This window comes from Paenibacillus maysiensis, from assembly GCF_000520815.1.
GTDB classification, from domain to species: domain Bacteria; phylum Bacillota; class Bacilli; order Paenibacillales; family Paenibacillaceae; genus Paenibacillus; species Paenibacillus maysiensis.
The window spans coordinates 1-16,546 of record NZ_ASRY01000121.1 but is presented as its reverse complement, the minus strand read 5'-3'; the positions used below and the strand labels follow the sequence as shown (position 1 = coordinate 16,546).

The following is a 16,546-nucleotide window of genomic DNA, read 5'->3' as shown; positions in this document are numbered from 1 at the left end:
TCCATTTGGAGAAAAATTTCGAGTCATAGGTGCCATCACAATACGATTAGATAGTTTGAGATTTCCCATTTCGAATGGTTTAAAAAGAGCTGCAATAGATTGAGAATTATTCATAAAAAAACCTCCAAGTTTTATTTAAAGAGAAATTAATTCAAAATTTGCATTATCCCTTTAGGGAATGTTTCTTCTGCCTCTGTTTTTTTCTCATATAGACTGTACCAAGCCTCCGCTACCTGATCTGGATCAAAACCTGTACCCTTTTTGACCAAAGGACTAATGGATAAATGGCCAACATATACCCCCTTAGACTGCAAACGTTCGTGCAAATTAAGGATATAGTTTCGCAATCCTGACATGGCTATACCTGAATTTCCGAACATATGGCTGGGACTCATTGCTGAAAGATCGCTTGTAAAAAGAAGTGCTCCTTGACCTCGTTCAGTCATTTCTGGAATGACTTGTCTTGCAGAATTGATGGCTCCGATAACCACATTGTTGAAGATTTCGGTAACGCTCTCTTCTGTCGTATCCAGAACAGGTGTTACAGAGGTATTTCCATTATGGGGACTAAACTCCAAGACATCTATTGTGCCAAATGTATTTCTAATTTGTCCAAATGCCTTTGTTAGCTGCGTTTTGTTGGTAATATCAGCTGCAAATCCTTGAGCTTCAATTCCCAGCTTGTTCAGCTGCTCCGCATATTGATCAAGCTTCTCCTGAGTTCTTGAAACCATAGCAATACGGAATCCGTGCTTTCCAAAAGTCTTAGCCAGCGAGAAACCAAGACCAGGCCCAGCACCAATTATAACCATTGTTTTCATTTAATAATCTCCTCTTGTTAAGACATAGTCCACAATGTTAGTACAAATTTTAGTGACATTTAGACTGACTTTGTTCCACCATTCACTGCTTTTAATTAACTACGAGTAGGTAATTGAAAGGCATTGACCACTATTGTCAATGTACTAACGCTAGCAGGACAATGTTGTACTGGACTTTAAAATAAATTGATCTCGTTTTATTATTCAATTTATAAATTGAATAATAATCCAATTCATCAAATCAGTCAAGTTTTTTTGATATATCAAGGTTTCCTTTCTTGTGTTCATTAATCGTATATTTTTTCCACGTCATTAGCTCCTTTTCAGAAGTGATTAGATTTCCATTAAATAGTACGTATAAATTTATTTATATGCTCAAAATAAATACTATTCCTATAAAATTTATCAATTTATATTATTTTCACTTGACTACAATCAGGGACATGATAAAATTTTATTAATCAATTGATTAACATTACTCATTACCCTATCCTGAACATAGGGGTTATAAATAGGAAGAGAATTGAGGTTGAGAATCATGGAAGAATTATTGAACTCTGCGAAGTTATTTAAGGAAGATCTCTATAAACAGTTGGCTAGAATCGGTAAATGTTTGTCTAGTGACAAGCGTCTGGAAATTATGAATGTGTTATCACAGGGATCTAAAACTGTTGAGAACTTAGCTACTTGTACAGACATGAATGTCGCAAACGTATCACGTCACCTACAAATTTTACTGGATGCAAAGCTAGTTAAATTTACAAAAAAAGGGACATACGTCATCTACTCACTGGCAGATCCTGAAATTATTGATTTTCTCGCGTCTCTGTGGCGAATCAGCGAAAAACAACTCCCTGATATTGGAAGAATGAAGGATGATTTCGCAAATAACCTCGATGACATTCAAACTCTTACAATGGATGAGGTTATGCAAAAACTCAATGCAGATTCCATACTACTTGTAGATTTACGACCTAAAGAAGAATTTGATATGGGGCATATTGCTGGAGCGATTTCGATACCAATGGAAGAGCTAGAAGCATCTTTACGCGAATTGCCAAAGGGTGCAGAAATTATTGCTTACTGTAGAGGTCCGCTTTGTGCATATTCAGCGCTAGCAGCTCAAAAATTGCAAGAAGAAGGATTTACAGCTTATCGTATAGAAGAGGGCTTGAATGAGTGGCAGAAACATTTTCATTTAAATTAAAGTCAGTTTTTCTTGTCCGCTTCGTAGCTAACAGTTAAATAAATAGCCTTTATAAAAAAGACTTCAAGGCTGATCTTTGAACTGTGACCCTATTTGTGGACACATAAAAGAAAAGAGTTAGATTATGCTGTTAATAGATGGTTCCTGTATTCATCAGGAGTCATCTTTTTTAATGTCCATTGATACCGATCGGTGTTGTAGTAATCCATGTATTCATTAATACGTGCCCGTAACTCCTGGAAAGTAACGCTGTCCCTATACTCGAGTTCATCCTTCATATGACCGAAGAAAGACTCCATGGAGGCATTGTCCCAGCAGTTGCTCTTTCGCGACATGGACTGCTGGAAGCCTATCTCTTTAACTCGAGCTTGGAACCTCGGATTCGTGTAGTGAAAACCTTGGTCAGAATGGATGATGGCTTCGGGGTGAATGTTGCCATCCAGTCGTTGAATCAACCTGTCCAAGGTTCGATCTACGATCGTCATTTCTAAGGACGAGGATACATAATGAGCAAGAATCTGTTTGCTTGCACCGTCCTTTACACAGGACAAATACGCGCATTGCCCCTGACCATAGTGCATGCATGTGATGTCTGTGAGAAAGACTTTCTCCGGCTCGCCCTGGTCAAACTGACGTTTAAGGTGATTAGGGAGTGTCTGGTGCTCTTGTGTGGCCTTTGCAAGCTTACGGTACGGATTGGCCTGTCGTATCTTGGCCACTAATTCGTATTTACGCATGATACGGCGAATTTTCTTATGATTCATGATGACGCCACTCTTATGCTCCAAGCACATTTTTAAAACAAGTGCTCCCACTTTCCCATTACGTTTTTCAAAATGTTCCCTGATGAGTAACAGATCCTGTTCGTCCGCTTCTTCTCTAAGCTGTCGTGCTTGTTCAGCGGCTAACCACCGGTAGTACCCGCTTTTACTGACATTCGCCATCTTACAAAGATGATGAGTCATCTTCTCAAGTTGATGCTTACGGATGGTACGATTAATGAGTTCGAAGCGCTCAGAGGGTGTCAGCGTTGGTTCTGCTGGGCTTGTCTCTCGAGCGCCTCGAGCTTTTTTAGGAAGTCGTTCTCCGCTTCCAGAAGCTTTATACGTGCCTCAGCTTGTGCAAGCTTCTTCTCCATCGACTGCTCTGCTGCGGGCCTTCCCGTGCTGCCTTTTCCTCGTTGCTCTTCCAGAAGACCTGCTTCACCTTGAGAAGCCAAGGTTTTTCTCCAACGTTTTAAGCATCTATTCGGATTCTCCCGTCCGATCATATCTAAGTTGAATCCTGCCTCCCTGAAGATGTCCGCAGGAGTTTTCCCCTCCTGATAGGCCTTTAGAGCTGCCAACTTGAATGTGGGTTGGTAAGCAATAGAACGCTCTGTAATATGCAATACGTTAGCATGATCCTCCATCTGGCGGATCTGACTTTCACTAAACCTTTGTTCACCGGTAGACCAACGGTTCCCCATTTTGTATCTCCAACCTTTCATGTATATCGATTATAAACGCAAAGAGACCCGAGAGAGGTCACTTTTTTTTCAAAGTGTCCATCTTTCGGGTCACAGTTCACTTGCCGGCTCTGAAAGTCTTTTTGTGATCAAAAAGATAAAGCGATCTGATCTACCTGGGGCGTGTAATCGTTTTATTTTGATGGAATTGAGGTAAATACTGTTTATGTGCCTCAAGAAGCTCACCAACAGCGCTTTAGCCACATCACCACTTTGTACAAGTGGGTTTATTGTAAAAGTATGTAATGCTGTAGCATAATCACCAGTAACTGCAGCTTTCGATGGTCAATTCCTCCATAGATTTCATTATTTGTTGCAATCCCCGTTATGTGGTTGAGAATGATCCGACCGCTTTTATCATTTTGGAAAATAGGTTGAATAACACCAACGATAGACCGAATGCGCTAGAATACACATTAATAGAGCGAAATTCAACATAAGTAGGAAACAAAATAAGAACCACCTGTTCATCTCGAACAAGTGGTTTCAAGCGCTGTTACACGTCATATTAGTTTGATTATCACTGTAAATATTTAGAATTAAATTGGTCGTAAAATCGTCATGTAATTCTTCACAATGGAGTCGTAGTACCCTATATCACCAGATGATCTAGACAACAACTGGGCACCTTGAACAAAAGCAATTAGTGCTTTTGCCTGTTCCAGAGAACCACCAGAAAAAGTGAACTCTCCAGATTTTTTTCCTTGACCGAGTACATTTTCAAGCCAAGCTGTGTTCGCGTCAAAGAAAAGATTCAGTTGATTGCGGATTTCCACTGGAAATGAATTTAATTCAGCTGCCATCATCGAGCATAAACAAAGTTTGGTGCTATTCTCCAATGTTTCGCGGTACAAAGCAAAAAAGAGCTCGATTTTTCGAGACCAGCCATAAGGCCCATTACTAATTTGCTGCAGTTTATCCATAAAATCTTTGCGATATTGGATAAGGACAGTTTGTACGAGATCTTGTTTGGAAGGAAAGTGATAATGTATGCTAGCTTTGCGAATACCTATAGCTTCTGCGATATCCGCATAACTAAAACCGTTATAGCCTCGTTCCTGGACTAATGTGAGTCCGATATCCATAATGTCTTGTGATGTATTTTTCTTCGTATTCATAAATGAAATTTACCATTCAGTAAAAACACTGTCAAGGTGTTATCCTCCTTTTACATTTGAAAGAAAAGGTCAACCACTGAAGTGGTTGACCCGAAATAATATATTATCTAAGGCGGGCAGTAACCCCGCCATCCAGAGGAAGAACAACCCCAGTGATCCATGAAGCTGAGTCACTTGCTAAAAACAGAATTGCTTCAGCCACATCTGCTGGAGTTCCATTACGTCCAATCGGATGGAATGCATTAAAGGTTGGTAGTACTTCAGCAACTTCTTTTTCTGTCATAAAGCTGTTGTAGATTGGTGTTTCAACTACAGCAGGTGCTACTGCGTTCACTCGAATCTGATCCCCAGCGAGTTCTACCGCCAAATTTCGAGTCAAAGCATGACGTCCGGCCATTGCAGCTGAGTACGCAGCTGAAGGTGTTGATTCCACCGCTTGTATTGCCCACATCGAACCTGTATTTACGATGGCCCCTCCCCCTCTTTTCTTCATTTCAGGAATGACAGCTTGAGAAGGATAGAACGTCCCCTTCACAATGGTGTCCAGGTAGGATTGCAAATCTTCTGGTGTATGTTCAAGCACAGGCGTTGGAACAAATTTACCTGTGTTATTTACCAGAACATCAATTCCTCCAAATGCTTCAACAGCGGTATGAACCAGTTTTTTCGAGGTTTCAGGCAGACTGATATCACCGGTTACAGCCAGTACTCGCTTCCCTGATGGATCAATTTCCAATGCCGTTTGTGTTAATACATCCTCTCGACGACCGTTGATAATTACATTGGCCCCTTCTTCAAAGAATCGTTGTGCCGTTTTCTTCCCAATGCCCGTTCCTCCACCTGTTACAATCACTGTTTTGTTTTCAAATTTCATTACTGACATCTCCTTTATCCATTTATGATTCATTTCTACTCTGGCTATCTATCCGATTGATTTAATTCTACCTACTAGTTGGTAGAATGTCAAATGAGTTTATTATTTTCCTCATAGTTATCGATCACAAGTTTTATGGGACAAAAAAGGAAACCGTTTTTTTAGTCTCTCAAATCAAGAAGAGCAGTGCTCATAAAGAGAGCTGCCCAAAGCTTATTATGGCTTCATCTTCTTGTGAAACGATTGGATACATTTTGTCAATTTGTTCTTTCAACTGCTCAAAGCGTACAAAACGATCGGCTCTGAGATATTCTTTGCTTTCAATCATCAAAAGCATCGTAGGAACTGTAAAAACCAAAAATCTTGCCGCTACCGCTTCAACCTGATTGGCATTGATATGACCCAGTTGGATCTGCGGATAATGCTCAAGAAGATCTCTTAACTTGGGTAAGATGGAGTGACAAACACTACACTCTGGTCTAGATATATAGAGGAAAGCCCATGTATTCTTCTCCATAAACGCTTCAATACTATCAAGCGAAGTTAATTCGTGAACCTCTTTCATATCCTCCACCCCCTAGATAATCGATTTTTCAATCACATTATTTTACCCTTTTGTTTTGTCGTGATGAACGAATCAACTGAATGAGCGTTGCCAACACACCAAGTAAATGCTCTTTAGTGTCCCTTGGACTCTAGAAATTTTTCACTATCGATGGCCGCCATAGCGCCACTGCCTGCAGCCGTGATGGCTTGGCGATAATGACTATCCTGTACGTCACCGCAAGCGAATACGCCGGGTATATTTGTTTCAGTCGTACCTGGAGTCGTCAGAATATAGCCATTCGCATCCGTAGTAATTTGTCCCTTCAGAAAGTCGGTGTTCGGATGGTGCCCAATGGCTACAAACACCCCATTGGCCTGAATGACTTCCTCATTCCCCGTTGCATTATCCCGGACTTTCAATCCGGTTACTCCATGATCGTCAGTAATGACTTCAAGCGGGGCCTTGTTGAGTGCCCATTCGATTTTTTCGTTAGCTCTTGCTCGGTCTTGCATGATCTTTGAAGCTCTCAGTTCGTCACGCCGATGAACCAAGATGACTTTGGAAGCAAAGCGTGTCAAGAAGTTCGCTTCTTCCAGCGCGGTGTCACCTCCACCGACTACAATCAATTCTTTATTCCGGAAAAAGAACCCGTCACATGTCGCACACGTGCTGACACCACGACCGATATTCTCTTGTTCGTTAGGAATTCCCAGGTACTTGGCACTCGCTCCAGTAGAAATAACGAGCGTTTCGGTTACGATCTCACCCTTCCCTTCCACATGCAATGTAAAGGGCCGTTTAGACAGATCCACTTGATTTACCCAACCGGTATAAAATTCAGCTCCAAACCGTTCCGCTTGTTTTCGCATATTGTCCATCAATTCAGGACCTAGAATACCTTCTGGAAATCCAGGGTAATTTTCAATTTCCGTCGTTGTCGTTAATTGCCCGCCAGGCTCAGGTCCTTCAATAACAAGAGGGTTCATATTAGCACGCGCCAAGTAGATAGCTGCAGTCAGTCCTGCGGGGCCTGTTCCTATGATAACCGATTTATACATGTTCAATTCCTCCATTTATATTGTGTTATATTTCTGTATTCAATTGAATAATTGAATTATAGTGCTAAATGTCCCGTTCGTCAAGATAAAATTTCTTTCTATGACTCATTCCATGTGTGCGTAAAAAAACACAGTCATATCGGACTATGCTTTTAGCGAGGCGATCGTATGGAATCGATCATATTATCGACTATAATGTTTCATGAGTTCAGCCACTGCTCGCTCCGCTGATCGAAGCGCACCTTCCAGGTGCCCTCCCTGCTCATAAGCAGTTTCAGTGCCAGCAAAATAGATTTTCTCTCCCCAACTATTGGCGGTTATAGGACCATAACTTGGGTAGTCGCGTAGTGGTTCCGCATCTTCTTCAACAGCCGTTGCTGCATCACTGGACCAATCCTTATATAGAAGTGCGCGCACATTTTCCGCAGACGGTCCGAAGAGTCGGGTCAACTGTTCCACGACGAGTTCGAGGATTTTTTCTTCCCCAAGATCTTGACGAGTTTTTGCTGGTATTCCAAAGAAACCAAAAAGTGCACCTGCGCCTGTATCAGGGGATGCATCATGGATTTCCTGCAAAGGGCCTGCCCAGCTCGACACGAAGCCAGAAAGTCCTTGTTCACGCCAAAATGGACGATCATAAATTGCAACGGCTTTAGCCTGTCCCGCCATCCATGTAGGTTTGTTAATTAAGTTAGCTCTTAGAGCAGGAGGAAGTTCAGGCCTAAAAGTAACGTTTTGCGCAACGATCCGGGGTGGCAGTGTGATTATGATTGCACTCGCACGAATACGTTCGCCGTTAGCTTCCAGACTAAACATTCCATTTTCCTCCTGAAGAATCGCAGTCACTCGCGTATGAAGCCGGATCGTCTCTGGAGGTAGCGTGGCGGCAATCCGGTCGATGAGGGACTGAACTCCTCCAACAAACCGGAGCGATCTTTCCATTGCTCCTTCAGGCAGAATGTGTTGCTGTGCGGGTTCGTTTGGGGATCGCTCAGAAAGCATACGTCCCGCGCTATATTGCTCAAATGTCTTTAAATCAAGTTCCTCAACCAGTTTGGTGATCGTCCGCTCATAACGCGGCCAGAACCATGTCGGTCCTAAATCGAATCTGCCGAGATCTGGCCTGTCGGCTACCTCGTTACTCAAGACTCTTCCACCGATACGATCTCTAGCCTCTAATATGATACACTTGACACCTTGTTCATTAAGCAAGGATGCGGCACGAAGCCCGCTTAGCCCTGCACCAACAATAATCACTGGGTCATTACCATTCATTTGAAATTCCACTCCTGCACCCCTTCGTCGATCCGGTAAGCAGTAAATCCCTTTTGCTGTATACGTTCCACGGCCTCCGTTGTATTCACACAATAGGGGCCTCTACAATAAGCTGCAAGCTCTACATGCTGTGGCAGCGTTTGAAGGTATGCATCGAGTTCTTCCATCGGTACCGATATTGCGCCTTCAATATGCCCCGCCTCATATTCGTCTTTAGGACGAAGATCCAACACAATAATCGTGTTTGCGACCATTCTCTTAAGTAACTCTTCTTTAGAAATCGTCTGAATACCTTTATATTGATGTAGCAGGTCTTCTTTAATACGAGGTATTTCGGAAAGCCGATTCTCACAGAGCTTCCATAAGACAATTAAAAACTCGTTCACTACAGGATCTTCTAGGCTATAGATTGCGTAGGTTCCCTCTTTTCTGAATTTCACCAGTCGTGAATCCAACAAGATTTGAAGATGCCGCGATACGTTGGCAACACTCATACCGGTCTGTTGAGCTAAACTATCGACAGATTTAGGGCCGTTCGTAAGCAAATCCATGATTTCAAGTCGCTTATCACTGGACAAACTTTTTCCAATGCGAGCATATTGCTGATACAGTCTTTCTTTAATGGATGGTTCTGAATGTGAGTGGTTCATAAGATCCCCCCTTTTCCATTTCCATTGAAAATCGGCAATTACTTATTCAAAGCATTGCCGATTTCATTCTATTCAATCCAGTTTAATTACTAGCGAGCTTTACGATTTTTTCTTTGAGTACGTGCTTTTGGTTAATTCCCACCATCGTATCAACCAGTTGGCCATCTTTAAACAAAAGCAGAGTCGGAATACTTCTGATGCCAAATTGCGAAGCCAACTCTCCTTCTTCGTCGACATTGACTTTGGCAAGTGTTGCTTGTCCCTTCAGCTCATCAGCTAATTCCTCAACAATCGGAAGCTGAACTTTGCATGGCCCGCACCAAGGTGCCCAGAAGTCAACCAAAGTTACGCCAGATTGAATTTGGTTATGAAATGTTTCTTTCGTTAATGTTGTTGCGCTCATAATAAAAATCTCCTCCAAATATATTTTATTTTTCGCTAAAATCAATTGTTCAATTAATTAATTGAATTATAATATAAATAATAGTCTTCGTCAAGCCTATTTTAAAATTGCAACAAAATTCACGACAGCTGTATCGAAATACGCGATATCACTCAAGGACCTTGCCAATGACTAAACGCCTTGAACTAAAGCGACCACGATCCTTGCTTGTTGTTGCGTGTGATCAGGAATCGGAGGACTCTTCTTCATTCCGCAAGTACATTTTCTAGCCAACTATCTTAATTACGAAAAAAAAGATTCAGTTCGTCACGTATTTCTTAAGGGAAGGAGTATAATTTTGCAGCCATCATCGAACATAAGCATAATTTGTATCTGTTATCTAATGTTTCTCGATACAAGCCAAAAAATCCATTAAAATAGGATAAACCCATTAAAGATCGGCCCAGGATGCGCAAATTATCTCAGGCGAGCTGTAACTCCACCATCTACTGGCATGACGACACCTGTAATCCATGAAGCTGAGTCACTAGCAAGGAACAAAATGGCTTCCGCTACATCCTGAGGAGTGCCGTTCCGTCCAATCGGATGAAATTCATTAAACGTCGGGAGCACTTCAGCTACTTCCTTTTCACTCATAAAGGTGTTGTAGATCGGTGTTTCAACAACAGCAGGTGCTACAGTATTTACTCGAATGTGATCACCGGCGAACTCGATTGCCAAGTTCCGAGTCAAGGCGTGCCGTCCTGCCATGGCGGCGGAATATGCAGACGAAGGTGTTGCTTCTACCGCTTGAATAGCCCACATCGAGCCTGTATTAACGATTGCCCCTCCCCCTCTTTTTTTCATTTCAGGAATGACGGCTTGAGAAGGATAAAACGTTCCTTTCACAATGGTGTCCAGGTATGATTGCAAATCATCTTGCGTATAGTCCAAGAAAGGCGTCGGGTTAAATTTCCCCGTATTGTTCACCAGTATATCTATCCCCCCGAAAGCATCAGTAGCTACTTGTACCAATTTTTTCGATGTTTCCGGTAAACTGATGTCACCTGCCACGGCCAGCACTTTTTTACCAGATGGGTCGATCTCTAACGCCGCTTTCTTCAGGACGTCTTCGCGGCGGCCATTGATAATTACATTCGCTCCTTCTTCAAAGAAACGTTGAGCTGTTCTTTTTCCGATCCCGCTTCCTCCACCTGTGACAATAACCGTTTTGTTCTCAAATTTCATTTTAGTCTTCTCCTCGATTTTAATTTAGTTTGTAAAGAATTATACCTACTAGTAGGTAGTTTGTTTGCTCAAAAAAGCACCGCATGGAGATGAAGAATAATCAGCAACAGTTTATTTAAACCAATCATTTGATCCACCAACTTGCCGTCTTTAAACAGCAGCAAAGTTGGAATACTTCTTAGCAAACAATTACTATATTGTTCAATTGATTTATTGAATTATAATGCTGATTCTCTGGTTACGTCAAGTCTATTTTAAATTTGTCAAAAGCAGGTTCTGTCTTAAGCTTGAACAGCCCTTTCTTATTCCTATCGTCAGTACTCACTCGCATACTGGCTGTGGAATATGAGCCTCGATCCCAAGAACGCGGTAATAAATCCTCTCATATTGAGCTGTAATTAGATCATTGCAAAACTGCGTCCTTGTCCTGTGCAGACACGCTTCCCAGAACTTGGTGTATAGCCGCTCATCGCGGAGGAGCCGGATGGCGTGGTCCGCCATCTCATCAGTATCGCCAACTGGAGACAAATAGCCAGTTTCTCCGTTCGTGATTAGCTCAGGAATTCCTCCGACAATTGATCCGACTGTCGGGACACCGCATGCCAAAGCTTCCAGTGCGACCAAACCGAAGCTCTCCATCTCGGATGGCAGAAGCATCAAATCCGCGATCGAAATGATATCAGCGACTTCATCTTGCTTACCGATAAAGTGCACCCGATATATCCAGTAGCTTTCTCGTTTCTCGAATCAGATCGTTCGAAACGGCTGTCACGGCATCACTGGAGTTAATGGCCAGACGGATTAAATCTTTGTTTGCATCGTCCTTGGCGAGCACGGTAATATCCGTTCCGTGCAGTGTCGTTACGGTACGCTTCACACTGGGCCGTTACAAAGGCGCATATGACAGCAGTATTAGACTGATTTTTGAATTGCAAGCAGTATGGTGAAGTTGTTGCCAATTTTCACAAAGAATCGAGGTCAACAATTATAGAGGACATGCTAAACTCTGCAAAGGTATAACTGGGGCTATATCAGCCTCCATGCCACTGTAAAGTGAACTGGAGTCTTTTTTTGTTTATAATGAAAATTCAAAAACGAATACTCTATTCTTATATGATACTCATATTCTGTATTTTATACATTGCTTCTTCAAAATTGGACGCAGCAATAATACCTTCTGGTATAGGTCTACTATCTCTATTTTACCAAATACCTCTTATTCCGATAGATTCTCACGTATTTCTCGGCTTAGAGTATTTTGCTTGCTCACTGGTAAAAATACCATTAGGTTCTAAAGTAAGATTTTTAACAGCCTCGCAAAACAAATAAATCATCACTATTAGTTACAAAGTAGATTGGTAGACCCATATTTTTCATAAATATTTTTGTGTCTTCATAGATAGGTGGATTGCACCAATGTTCAACCATTAAATTGCATACCTCGACCTGTCGGACTTGCTCGAAATATGAACATTCCTTATCTTGATTCTAGCATATGTATAATAAACAAAGACGATTGGCCAGATAAAGTATGTAAGAAAGAGCACACCAAACCTGACCAATTCTTTATTTTGTATGCATTTTTCATAGTCTCTCTTTTGAGGCATTTTCAACCATGACACTCAGTAGATTTTTAAAAGTTTGAAGATCCTCCTCGGAAATACTGGTTATCATATCGTCTTTAAACTTTTCGGCAACTGGCAGCAAATCGAGATAGATCTGTACTCCCTTATCTGACAACCCCAACTGCTTAACTCGCTTATCTGCATGGGTGCCAGAGCGATGCAAGAAACCCTCGGATTCTAATTTTTGAACCAATCTGACAACGCTGGGCTCTTTTATAGACATTTTATCTGCTAGTTCCCTCTGAGTAATGGATCCACTAGTATAGATGTAATACATCGCAATCCATTGGCTCCTGGTCATGTTATACGGCCGAAATTCCTTCTCCAATGCTTCCGCGAATATTTTTGCACTACGGTTTGCAATAAAGACAATACAGTCATTTAAAATTAAACAATGATTACCGAAAACAACTTTCTTTCCACGATTAAGGATAACAGCAGGATCAGTCTCCCGAGATACGTAGATACAGTTTATCCTTGATGCAACGCCCCAATTCCTAACCCGAACGCAGCTTCATGAATCACTTCCCCGGTAGTTGGATGGGCGAAGATCGTCTGTGTAATCTGTTGTTCGGTAAGCCCATTGGCAATCGCAAGAGTAAGGCTACTAATCAGGGAAGACGCATCGGGACCAATGATAGACCCTCCAACGATCTTTCCGGAGCGATTATCTTTGATCAGTTTGATAAAGCCTTCCGGTTCATTCATGGTTAGCGCCTTTCCGTTACTTGCAAAAGATACCTTACTCACACGATGGTCCATTCCCCGCTCCTTACATTCATCTTCCAACAGACCAACGCTGGCAATCTCAGGAGAGGTAAAGATTACATTCGGCACAGCGGAATAGTGCATACCTTGGGATTCACCAAGCAAGGCATCTACAGCCGTAATACCCTGATGTGAAGCAACATGGGCAAGTTGTATAATGTTTGTGACATCGCCAATCGCATACACATTCTCTACGTTCGTACGCATTTGTTTATCAACGGCAATACCTTTACCACGTTCATTCAGTTGAATACCTGCTTTTTCGATATCCAGCCCGTCTAGGTTAGGCTCGCGCCCAATAGCAACCAACACCTTTTCACTAACAAGAAGATGCTCACCCTCGGTATTCTCGTAGGTTACAATTGCCTGGCCATCATCAGCACGTTGGATTTTAGATACTTTGGAGTTGGTGTGAATATGAATCCCTGCCTGCTGAGCCAAATACTTAATTTCTTCTGAAATATCGCTGTCCAGCATCGTGAGCAGACGGTCCATAAATTCCACAACATGAACTTCAACTCCTAGGTTACGGTAAATGAAGGCGAACTCCATACCGATAACCCCGCCACCGATGATAGTTATGGTCTTTGGCAACTCTTCGCAGGAGAGTGCTTCCGTGCTGTTCATTACAAATGGCAGATCAATTCCTGGGATGTTCACCTTGGAAATCTTGGAGCCTGTTGCCACAATGATATTTTTGGCCGAAATATGGTAATTATTCTTGCCCGCTACATTCACTGTATGCGCTGAAAGGAACGAAGCGTGGCCGCGGACAACCTGAACATCGTTCTTTTCCATTAAATAACCAACGCCGGAGACCAATTTCTCTTTGACTTCATCTTTACGACGAATAACCTGCTTCATATCCACTTGAAGATCAGTTCCTGTTTTTATACCAAACAAAGAGGAATTCTTTACGCTATGACAGATTTCAGAAGATTTGACTAGGGATTTCGTAGGGATACAGCCCACATTTAAGCAGGTCCCCCCTAATTCTTCTTTCTCAATCATCGCTACCTGAAGCCCTTTTTTCGCTGCATAAATAGCGGAAACGTAACCTCCTGGTCCTGCTCCAATGATAAGCAAGTCTGTGTTTATAGCATGAGTTTGTTGAGTAGTAACTGATGGCTGTTGCTTAGATGATTGGGCAGGAGCATCCACCTGAATCGGATTTACCTCAAACAAAACTTGATTCGAAGCAATCTCGCTGCCTTCTTCAAATAATATCTTGCTTATAGTCCCCTCTTCTGCAGCTTCAATCGATCGATTGCCTTTTCCAGTTTCGATCTCTACCAAGGTATCTCCCACCGATACCTTGTCGCCAAGCTTGACATTTACCTTTCCTGCTTTCCCTTTTTTTCCACCGGGAATCATTGACATTTTTATTAGTTGTGCCACAACAGTTGGCTCTTGTTCAGATGATGCAGCAGGAACTTCCTCGAGGATGGGCTCTACTTCAAATAAAACTTGATTCGAAGCAATCTCGCTGCCTTCTTCAAATAATATCTTGCTTATAGTCCCCTCTTCTGCAGCTTCAATCGATCGATTGCCTTTTCCAGTTTCGATCTCTACCAAGGTATCTCCCACCGATACCTTGTCGCCAAGCTTGACATTTACCTTGCCTGCTTTCCCCTTTTTTCCACCGGGAATCATTGACATTTTTATTTCCATCGTTATGCTCCTTATATACTTGAAGGGGCACATAAAGAGCCCCTTCAAGCGAACGTATTAGTGTCTGACTACGCCTGCTTTTACCAACTTCACACCGTTAGCAAGACAATCCCCAACAGGACATGTCTTCTCGATAAAGTCTGCAAAAGCTTCCGCCTTTTCCTGGCTTTCGTTGGTTTTGAAATTCATGACAAAACGAATTTCTTGGAATCCACTTCTCACATCCGCAAAACCCATGAAGCCATCCGGGTCTAAGTCTCCTTCAAGTTCAACATAAAATTCTTCGTAGTTAAAATCATTAGCGTCTGCAAATGCAGCAGCTACAATGGACTGACATGCACCAAGTGCACACAATAATACCTCAACGGGATTCATACCAACATTGGTTCCACCCATATCCTCCGGTTCGTCTATAATGATTTTGAAACCTCTTGAATTCGTTTCAACTTGCAATCCATCAGGTAGTTTTTTAGCTGTTGCTTTAAAAGTAGTTAACATAAATATTACCTCCTCATTAAGTTTGTGAAAATAATAACATGATTTTTGTCGAATATCAATAGTTAGCTAAGTAAATATTATTGTGATATAGTGAAAATTATCTCAAAGTCTGAATTCTCTTTGAACTTAAACTTCCATTTTATATTTTTTCTGACCCAGAGTTTCCTTTTTTCTTCTTGGCTCCCATTTCACCACAGAGGGGAGATAGTAAATTATGAGATGGATAACGAGGCTATAAATTCAGTAGAAAAAGCATTCAGCAGTTACATCAAAACCTGTCTTGCTTTTATTTTGGCAGTTCGTCGCTTTGATCTTAATCGTTAACAATAAAACACAAATAAGCCATGCAAAGAATCTTCCGCATGGCTTATTTGTGTTTTACCGTACCTTGCTGTTATTTTAATAATTTGGATCATACTTGATGTCAGTCGCGGCGATCTTTTGGTGATATAAAAGGGCTGCGATATCTAGGAGGAACGAGCAGTGATCGCAGGCCACTTCTAGGAAAAGAAGGCACTACGCCGGATTCGCTTCCACGATCTCCGTCACAGTTGTGCCAGCTTGCTACTGGCAAATGGAGTGTGTCTAAAAGAAATTCAGGAATGGCTCGGCCGCAGTCATTATTCGACAACGGCCAACATCTACGCTCATCTGGAGTATCATTCCAAGATACTTCAGCCTAGGTCATGAGTAACAGTTTGAGTCTGCAACCAACATAAAAAGGTTCGCAATTGCCTGAGCAACTACGAACCATATCTCTAAGGTATAATGCGGTCGAGAGGACTCGAACCTCCACGGGGGGTTAGCCCACACGGACCTGAACCGTGCGCGTCTGCCAATTCCGCCACGACCGCATATATGTTGTCGTTTGTCCTCGAAAGATCAATCTTTCTTAGCGACAAGATAGATCATACCATGCTCATAAGAAGAAGTCAAACACTTTATATTTTCATTCCCTCTTGATAAATTAGGAATAATACACTAAAATAAGAACATAAGTTCCTAAGAACACTAGTTCTTTTTGTTCAGTCAAATATGGATTATCATCACATTTTCCTAAGGCGGTGAATGGTTATGATCTCTTCAGTTACTACTCAGAATGAATTGTCTCTTGTGAAAAATCATCTGCTCCTTACCTTTATTCAAAAGGTATTTGAGCGGGACAGTCTTATTCTTAAAGAAAGCGGTATGCTGAAAACGCCTGATCTTTATGTCGAAATGGTTAACGCAGGAATAGATCGTACCGGAATCTTACTATCTGACTGTACTTGCCAATAATCACTTCAATAATTTGGAA

The 16,546-nt window shown here is 41.9% G+C and carries 16 protein-coding genes, 1 tRNA gene and 3 pseudogenes; 3 read left to right on the top strand and 17 right to left on the bottom strand.

Annotation, left to right across the window (positions count from 1 at the left end; genetic code table 11):
* Together L696_RS30305 and L696_RS0107880 are read right to left on the bottom strand one after the other, a co-directional pair.
* On the bottom strand, nucleotides 1–114 hold a 114-nt coding region (locus L696_RS30305), incomplete at its 3' end, for an oxidoreductase (protein ID WP_483414261.1).
* A gap of 32 nt (nucleotides 115–146) precedes the next feature.
* A complete protein-coding gene (locus L696_RS0107880) occupies nucleotides 147–821 on the bottom strand; it encodes an SDR family NAD(P)-dependent oxidoreductase (RefSeq protein ID WP_025683158.1) in 675 nt (224 codons plus the stop codon).
* A 538-nt stretch (nucleotides 822–1,359) separates the two neighbouring features.
* Here L696_RS0107880 and L696_RS0107875 point away from each other — a divergent pair.
* On the top strand, nucleotides 1,360–2,028 hold the full coding sequence (locus L696_RS0107875) for an ArsR/SmtB family transcription factor (RefSeq protein ID WP_025683157.1): 669 nt from the start codon (nucleotides 1,360–1,362) through the stop codon (nucleotides 2,026–2,028).
* A gap of 122 nt (nucleotides 2,029–2,150) precedes the next feature.
* On the opposite strand, the gene L696_RS29295 is transcribed toward L696_RS0107875, so the two are convergent.
* The 14 genes and pseudogenes from L696_RS29295 to L696_RS0107795 form a co-directional block, all read right to left on the bottom strand.
* A protein-coding gene (locus L696_RS29295; protein ID WP_155985338.1) for an IS3 family transposase occupies nucleotides 2,151–3,496 on the bottom strand; the annotation gives its coding sequence in 2 pieces (ribosomal slippage) (nucleotides 2,151–3,112 and nucleotides 3,112–3,496; 1,347 coding nt in all).
* A 151-nt stretch (nucleotides 3,497–3,647) separates the two neighbouring features.
* Nucleotides 3,648–3,860 (bottom strand): annotated as a pseudogene (locus tag L696_RS30300) (family 4 glycosyl hydrolase); the annotation flags it as partial.
* A 214-nt stretch (nucleotides 3,861–4,074) separates the two neighbouring features.
* Nucleotides 4,075–4,653, bottom strand: a complete 579-nt coding sequence (locus L696_RS0107860; RefSeq protein WP_025683154.1) for a TetR/AcrR family transcriptional regulator — start codon at nucleotides 4,651–4,653, stop codon at nucleotides 4,075–4,077.
* A gap of 103 nt (nucleotides 4,654–4,756) precedes the next feature.
* The gene (locus L696_RS0107855; protein WP_025683153.1) at nucleotides 4,757–5,527 is read right to left on the bottom strand and encodes an SDR family NAD(P)-dependent oxidoreductase; all 771 of its coding nucleotides are present in this window, start codon (nucleotides 5,525–5,527) and stop codon (nucleotides 4,757–4,759) included.
* A gap of 190 nt (nucleotides 5,528–5,717) precedes the next feature.
* Entirely contained in the window at nucleotides 5,718–6,092 is a 375-nt protein-coding gene (locus L696_RS0107850) for a thioredoxin family protein (protein ID WP_025683152.1), read from the bottom strand.
* A gap of 113 nt (nucleotides 6,093–6,205) precedes the next feature.
* On the bottom strand, nucleotides 6,206–7,132 hold the full coding sequence (gene trxB / locus L696_RS0107845) for a thioredoxin-disulfide reductase (protein WP_025683151.1): 927 nt from the start codon (nucleotides 7,130–7,132) through the stop codon (nucleotides 6,206–6,208).
* Between the two features lie 183 nt (nucleotides 7,133–7,315).
* Nucleotides 7,316–8,407, bottom strand: coding sequence for a flavin monoamine oxidase family protein (locus L696_RS0107840; protein WP_049827308.1), 1,092 nt, complete (start codon nucleotides 8,405–8,407; stop codon nucleotides 7,316–7,318).
* The gene (locus L696_RS0107835; RefSeq protein ID WP_025683149.1) at nucleotides 8,404–9,057 is read right to left on the bottom strand and encodes an ArsR/SmtB family transcription factor; all 654 of its coding nucleotides are present in this window, start codon (nucleotides 9,055–9,057) and stop codon (nucleotides 8,404–8,406) included. Before L696_RS0107835 ends, L696_RS0107840 begins: the two co-directional genes overlap by 4 nt.
* A gap of 82 nt (nucleotides 9,058–9,139) precedes the next feature.
* On the bottom strand, nucleotides 9,140–9,460 hold the full coding sequence (gene trxA / locus L696_RS0107830) for a thioredoxin (protein WP_025683148.1): 321 nt from the start codon (nucleotides 9,458–9,460) through the stop codon (nucleotides 9,140–9,142).
* Nucleotides 9,461–9,916: 456 nt separating this feature from the next.
* Complete coding sequence (locus tag L696_RS0107825; RefSeq protein ID WP_025683147.1) at nucleotides 9,917–10,687, bottom strand: SDR family NAD(P)-dependent oxidoreductase; 771 nt, start codon at nucleotides 10,685–10,687, stop codon at nucleotides 9,917–9,919.
* A gap of 321 nt (nucleotides 10,688–11,008) precedes the next feature.
* Nucleotides 11,009–11,558: pseudogene (locus tag L696_RS0107815) on the bottom strand (glycosyltransferase); the annotation flags it as partial.
* Nucleotides 11,559–12,271: 713 nt separating this feature from the next.
* A complete protein-coding gene (locus tag L696_RS0107805; protein WP_081750699.1) occupies nucleotides 12,272–12,613 on the bottom strand; it encodes a MarR family winged helix-turn-helix transcriptional regulator in 342 nt (113 codons plus the stop codon).
* A gap of 170 nt (nucleotides 12,614–12,783) precedes the next feature.
* A complete protein-coding gene (gene lpdA, locus L696_RS0107800; RefSeq protein ID WP_162472155.1) occupies nucleotides 12,784–14,751 on the bottom strand; it encodes a dihydrolipoyl dehydrogenase in 1,968 nt (655 codons plus the stop codon).
* A 57-nt stretch (nucleotides 14,752–14,808) separates the two neighbouring features.
* Nucleotides 14,809–15,249 carry an OsmC family protein gene (locus L696_RS0107795; protein WP_025683143.1) on the bottom strand — a complete coding sequence of 147 codons (441 nt, stop codon included), beginning with the start codon at nucleotides 15,247–15,249 and terminating at the stop codon, nucleotides 14,809–14,811.
* 525 nt (nucleotides 15,250–15,774) lie between these two features.
* Here L696_RS0107795 and L696_RS29285 point away from each other — a divergent pair.
* Complete coding sequence (locus L696_RS29285; RefSeq protein ID WP_425339303.1) at nucleotides 15,775–15,939, top strand: tyrosine-type recombinase/integrase; 165 nt, start codon at nucleotides 15,775–15,777, stop codon at nucleotides 15,937–15,939.
* 79 nt (nucleotides 15,940–16,018) lie between these two features.
* Here the strand turns inward: L696_RS29285 and L696_RS0107790 are convergent.
* A tRNA-Leu gene (locus tag L696_RS0107790) sits at nucleotides 16,019–16,103 on the bottom strand.
* 220 nt (nucleotides 16,104–16,323) lie between these two features.
* Here L696_RS0107790 and L696_RS31825 point away from each other — a divergent pair.
* Nucleotides 16,324–16,512: pseudogene (locus tag L696_RS31825) on the top strand (YhjD family protein); the annotation flags it as partial.
* Nucleotides 16,513–16,546 lie beyond the last annotated feature (34 nt).

Excerpts from the sequence above, each read along its gene's own strand:
- L696_RS0107835 (WP_025683149.1), bottom strand. The coding sequence starts at position 9,057 with ATGAACCACTCACATTCAGAACCATCCATTAAAGAAAGACTGTATCAG.
- L696_RS0107880 (WP_025683158.1), bottom strand. The coding sequence starts at position 821 with ATGAAAACAATGGTTATAATTGGTGCTGGGCCTGGTCTTGGTTTCTCG.
- L696_RS0107855 (WP_025683153.1), bottom strand. The coding sequence starts at position 5,527 with ATGAAATTTGAAAACAAAACAGTGATTGTAACAGGTGGAGGAACGGGC.
- L696_RS0107850 (WP_025683152.1), bottom strand. The coding sequence starts at position 6,092 with ATGAAAGAGGTTCACGAATTAACTTCGCTTGATAGTATTGAAGCGTTT.
- trxB (WP_025683151.1), bottom strand. The coding sequence starts at position 7,132 with ATGTATAAATCGGTTATCATAGGAACAGGCCCCGCAGGACTGACTGCA.
- L696_RS0107860 (WP_025683154.1), bottom strand. The coding sequence starts at position 4,653 with ATGAATACGAAGAAAAATACATCACAAGACATTATGGATATCGGACTC.
- L696_RS0107805 (WP_081750699.1), bottom strand. The coding sequence starts at position 12,613 with ATGACCAGGAGCCAATGGATTGCGATGTATTACATCTATACTAGTGGA.
- L696_RS0107875 (WP_025683157.1), top strand. The coding sequence starts at position 1,360 with ATGGAAGAATTATTGAACTCTGCGAAGTTATTTAAGGAAGATCTCTAT.
- L696_RS0107825 (WP_025683147.1), bottom strand. The coding sequence starts at position 10,687 with ATGAAATTTGAGAACAAAACGGTTATTGTCACAGGTGGAGGAAGCGGG.
- lpdA (WP_162472155.1), bottom strand. The coding sequence starts at position 14,751 with ATGGAAATAAAAATGTCAATGATTCCCGGTGGAAAAAAGGGGAAAGCA.
- trxA (WP_025683148.1), bottom strand. The coding sequence starts at position 9,460 with ATGAGCGCAACAACATTAACGAAAGAAACATTTCATAACCAAATTCAA.
- L696_RS0107840 (WP_049827308.1), bottom strand. The coding sequence starts at position 8,407 with ATGAATGGTAATGACCCAGTGATTATTGTTGGTGCAGGGCTAAGCGGG.
- L696_RS0107795 (WP_025683143.1), bottom strand. The coding sequence starts at position 15,249 with ATGTTAACTACTTTTAAAGCAACAGCTAAAAAACTACCTGATGGATTG.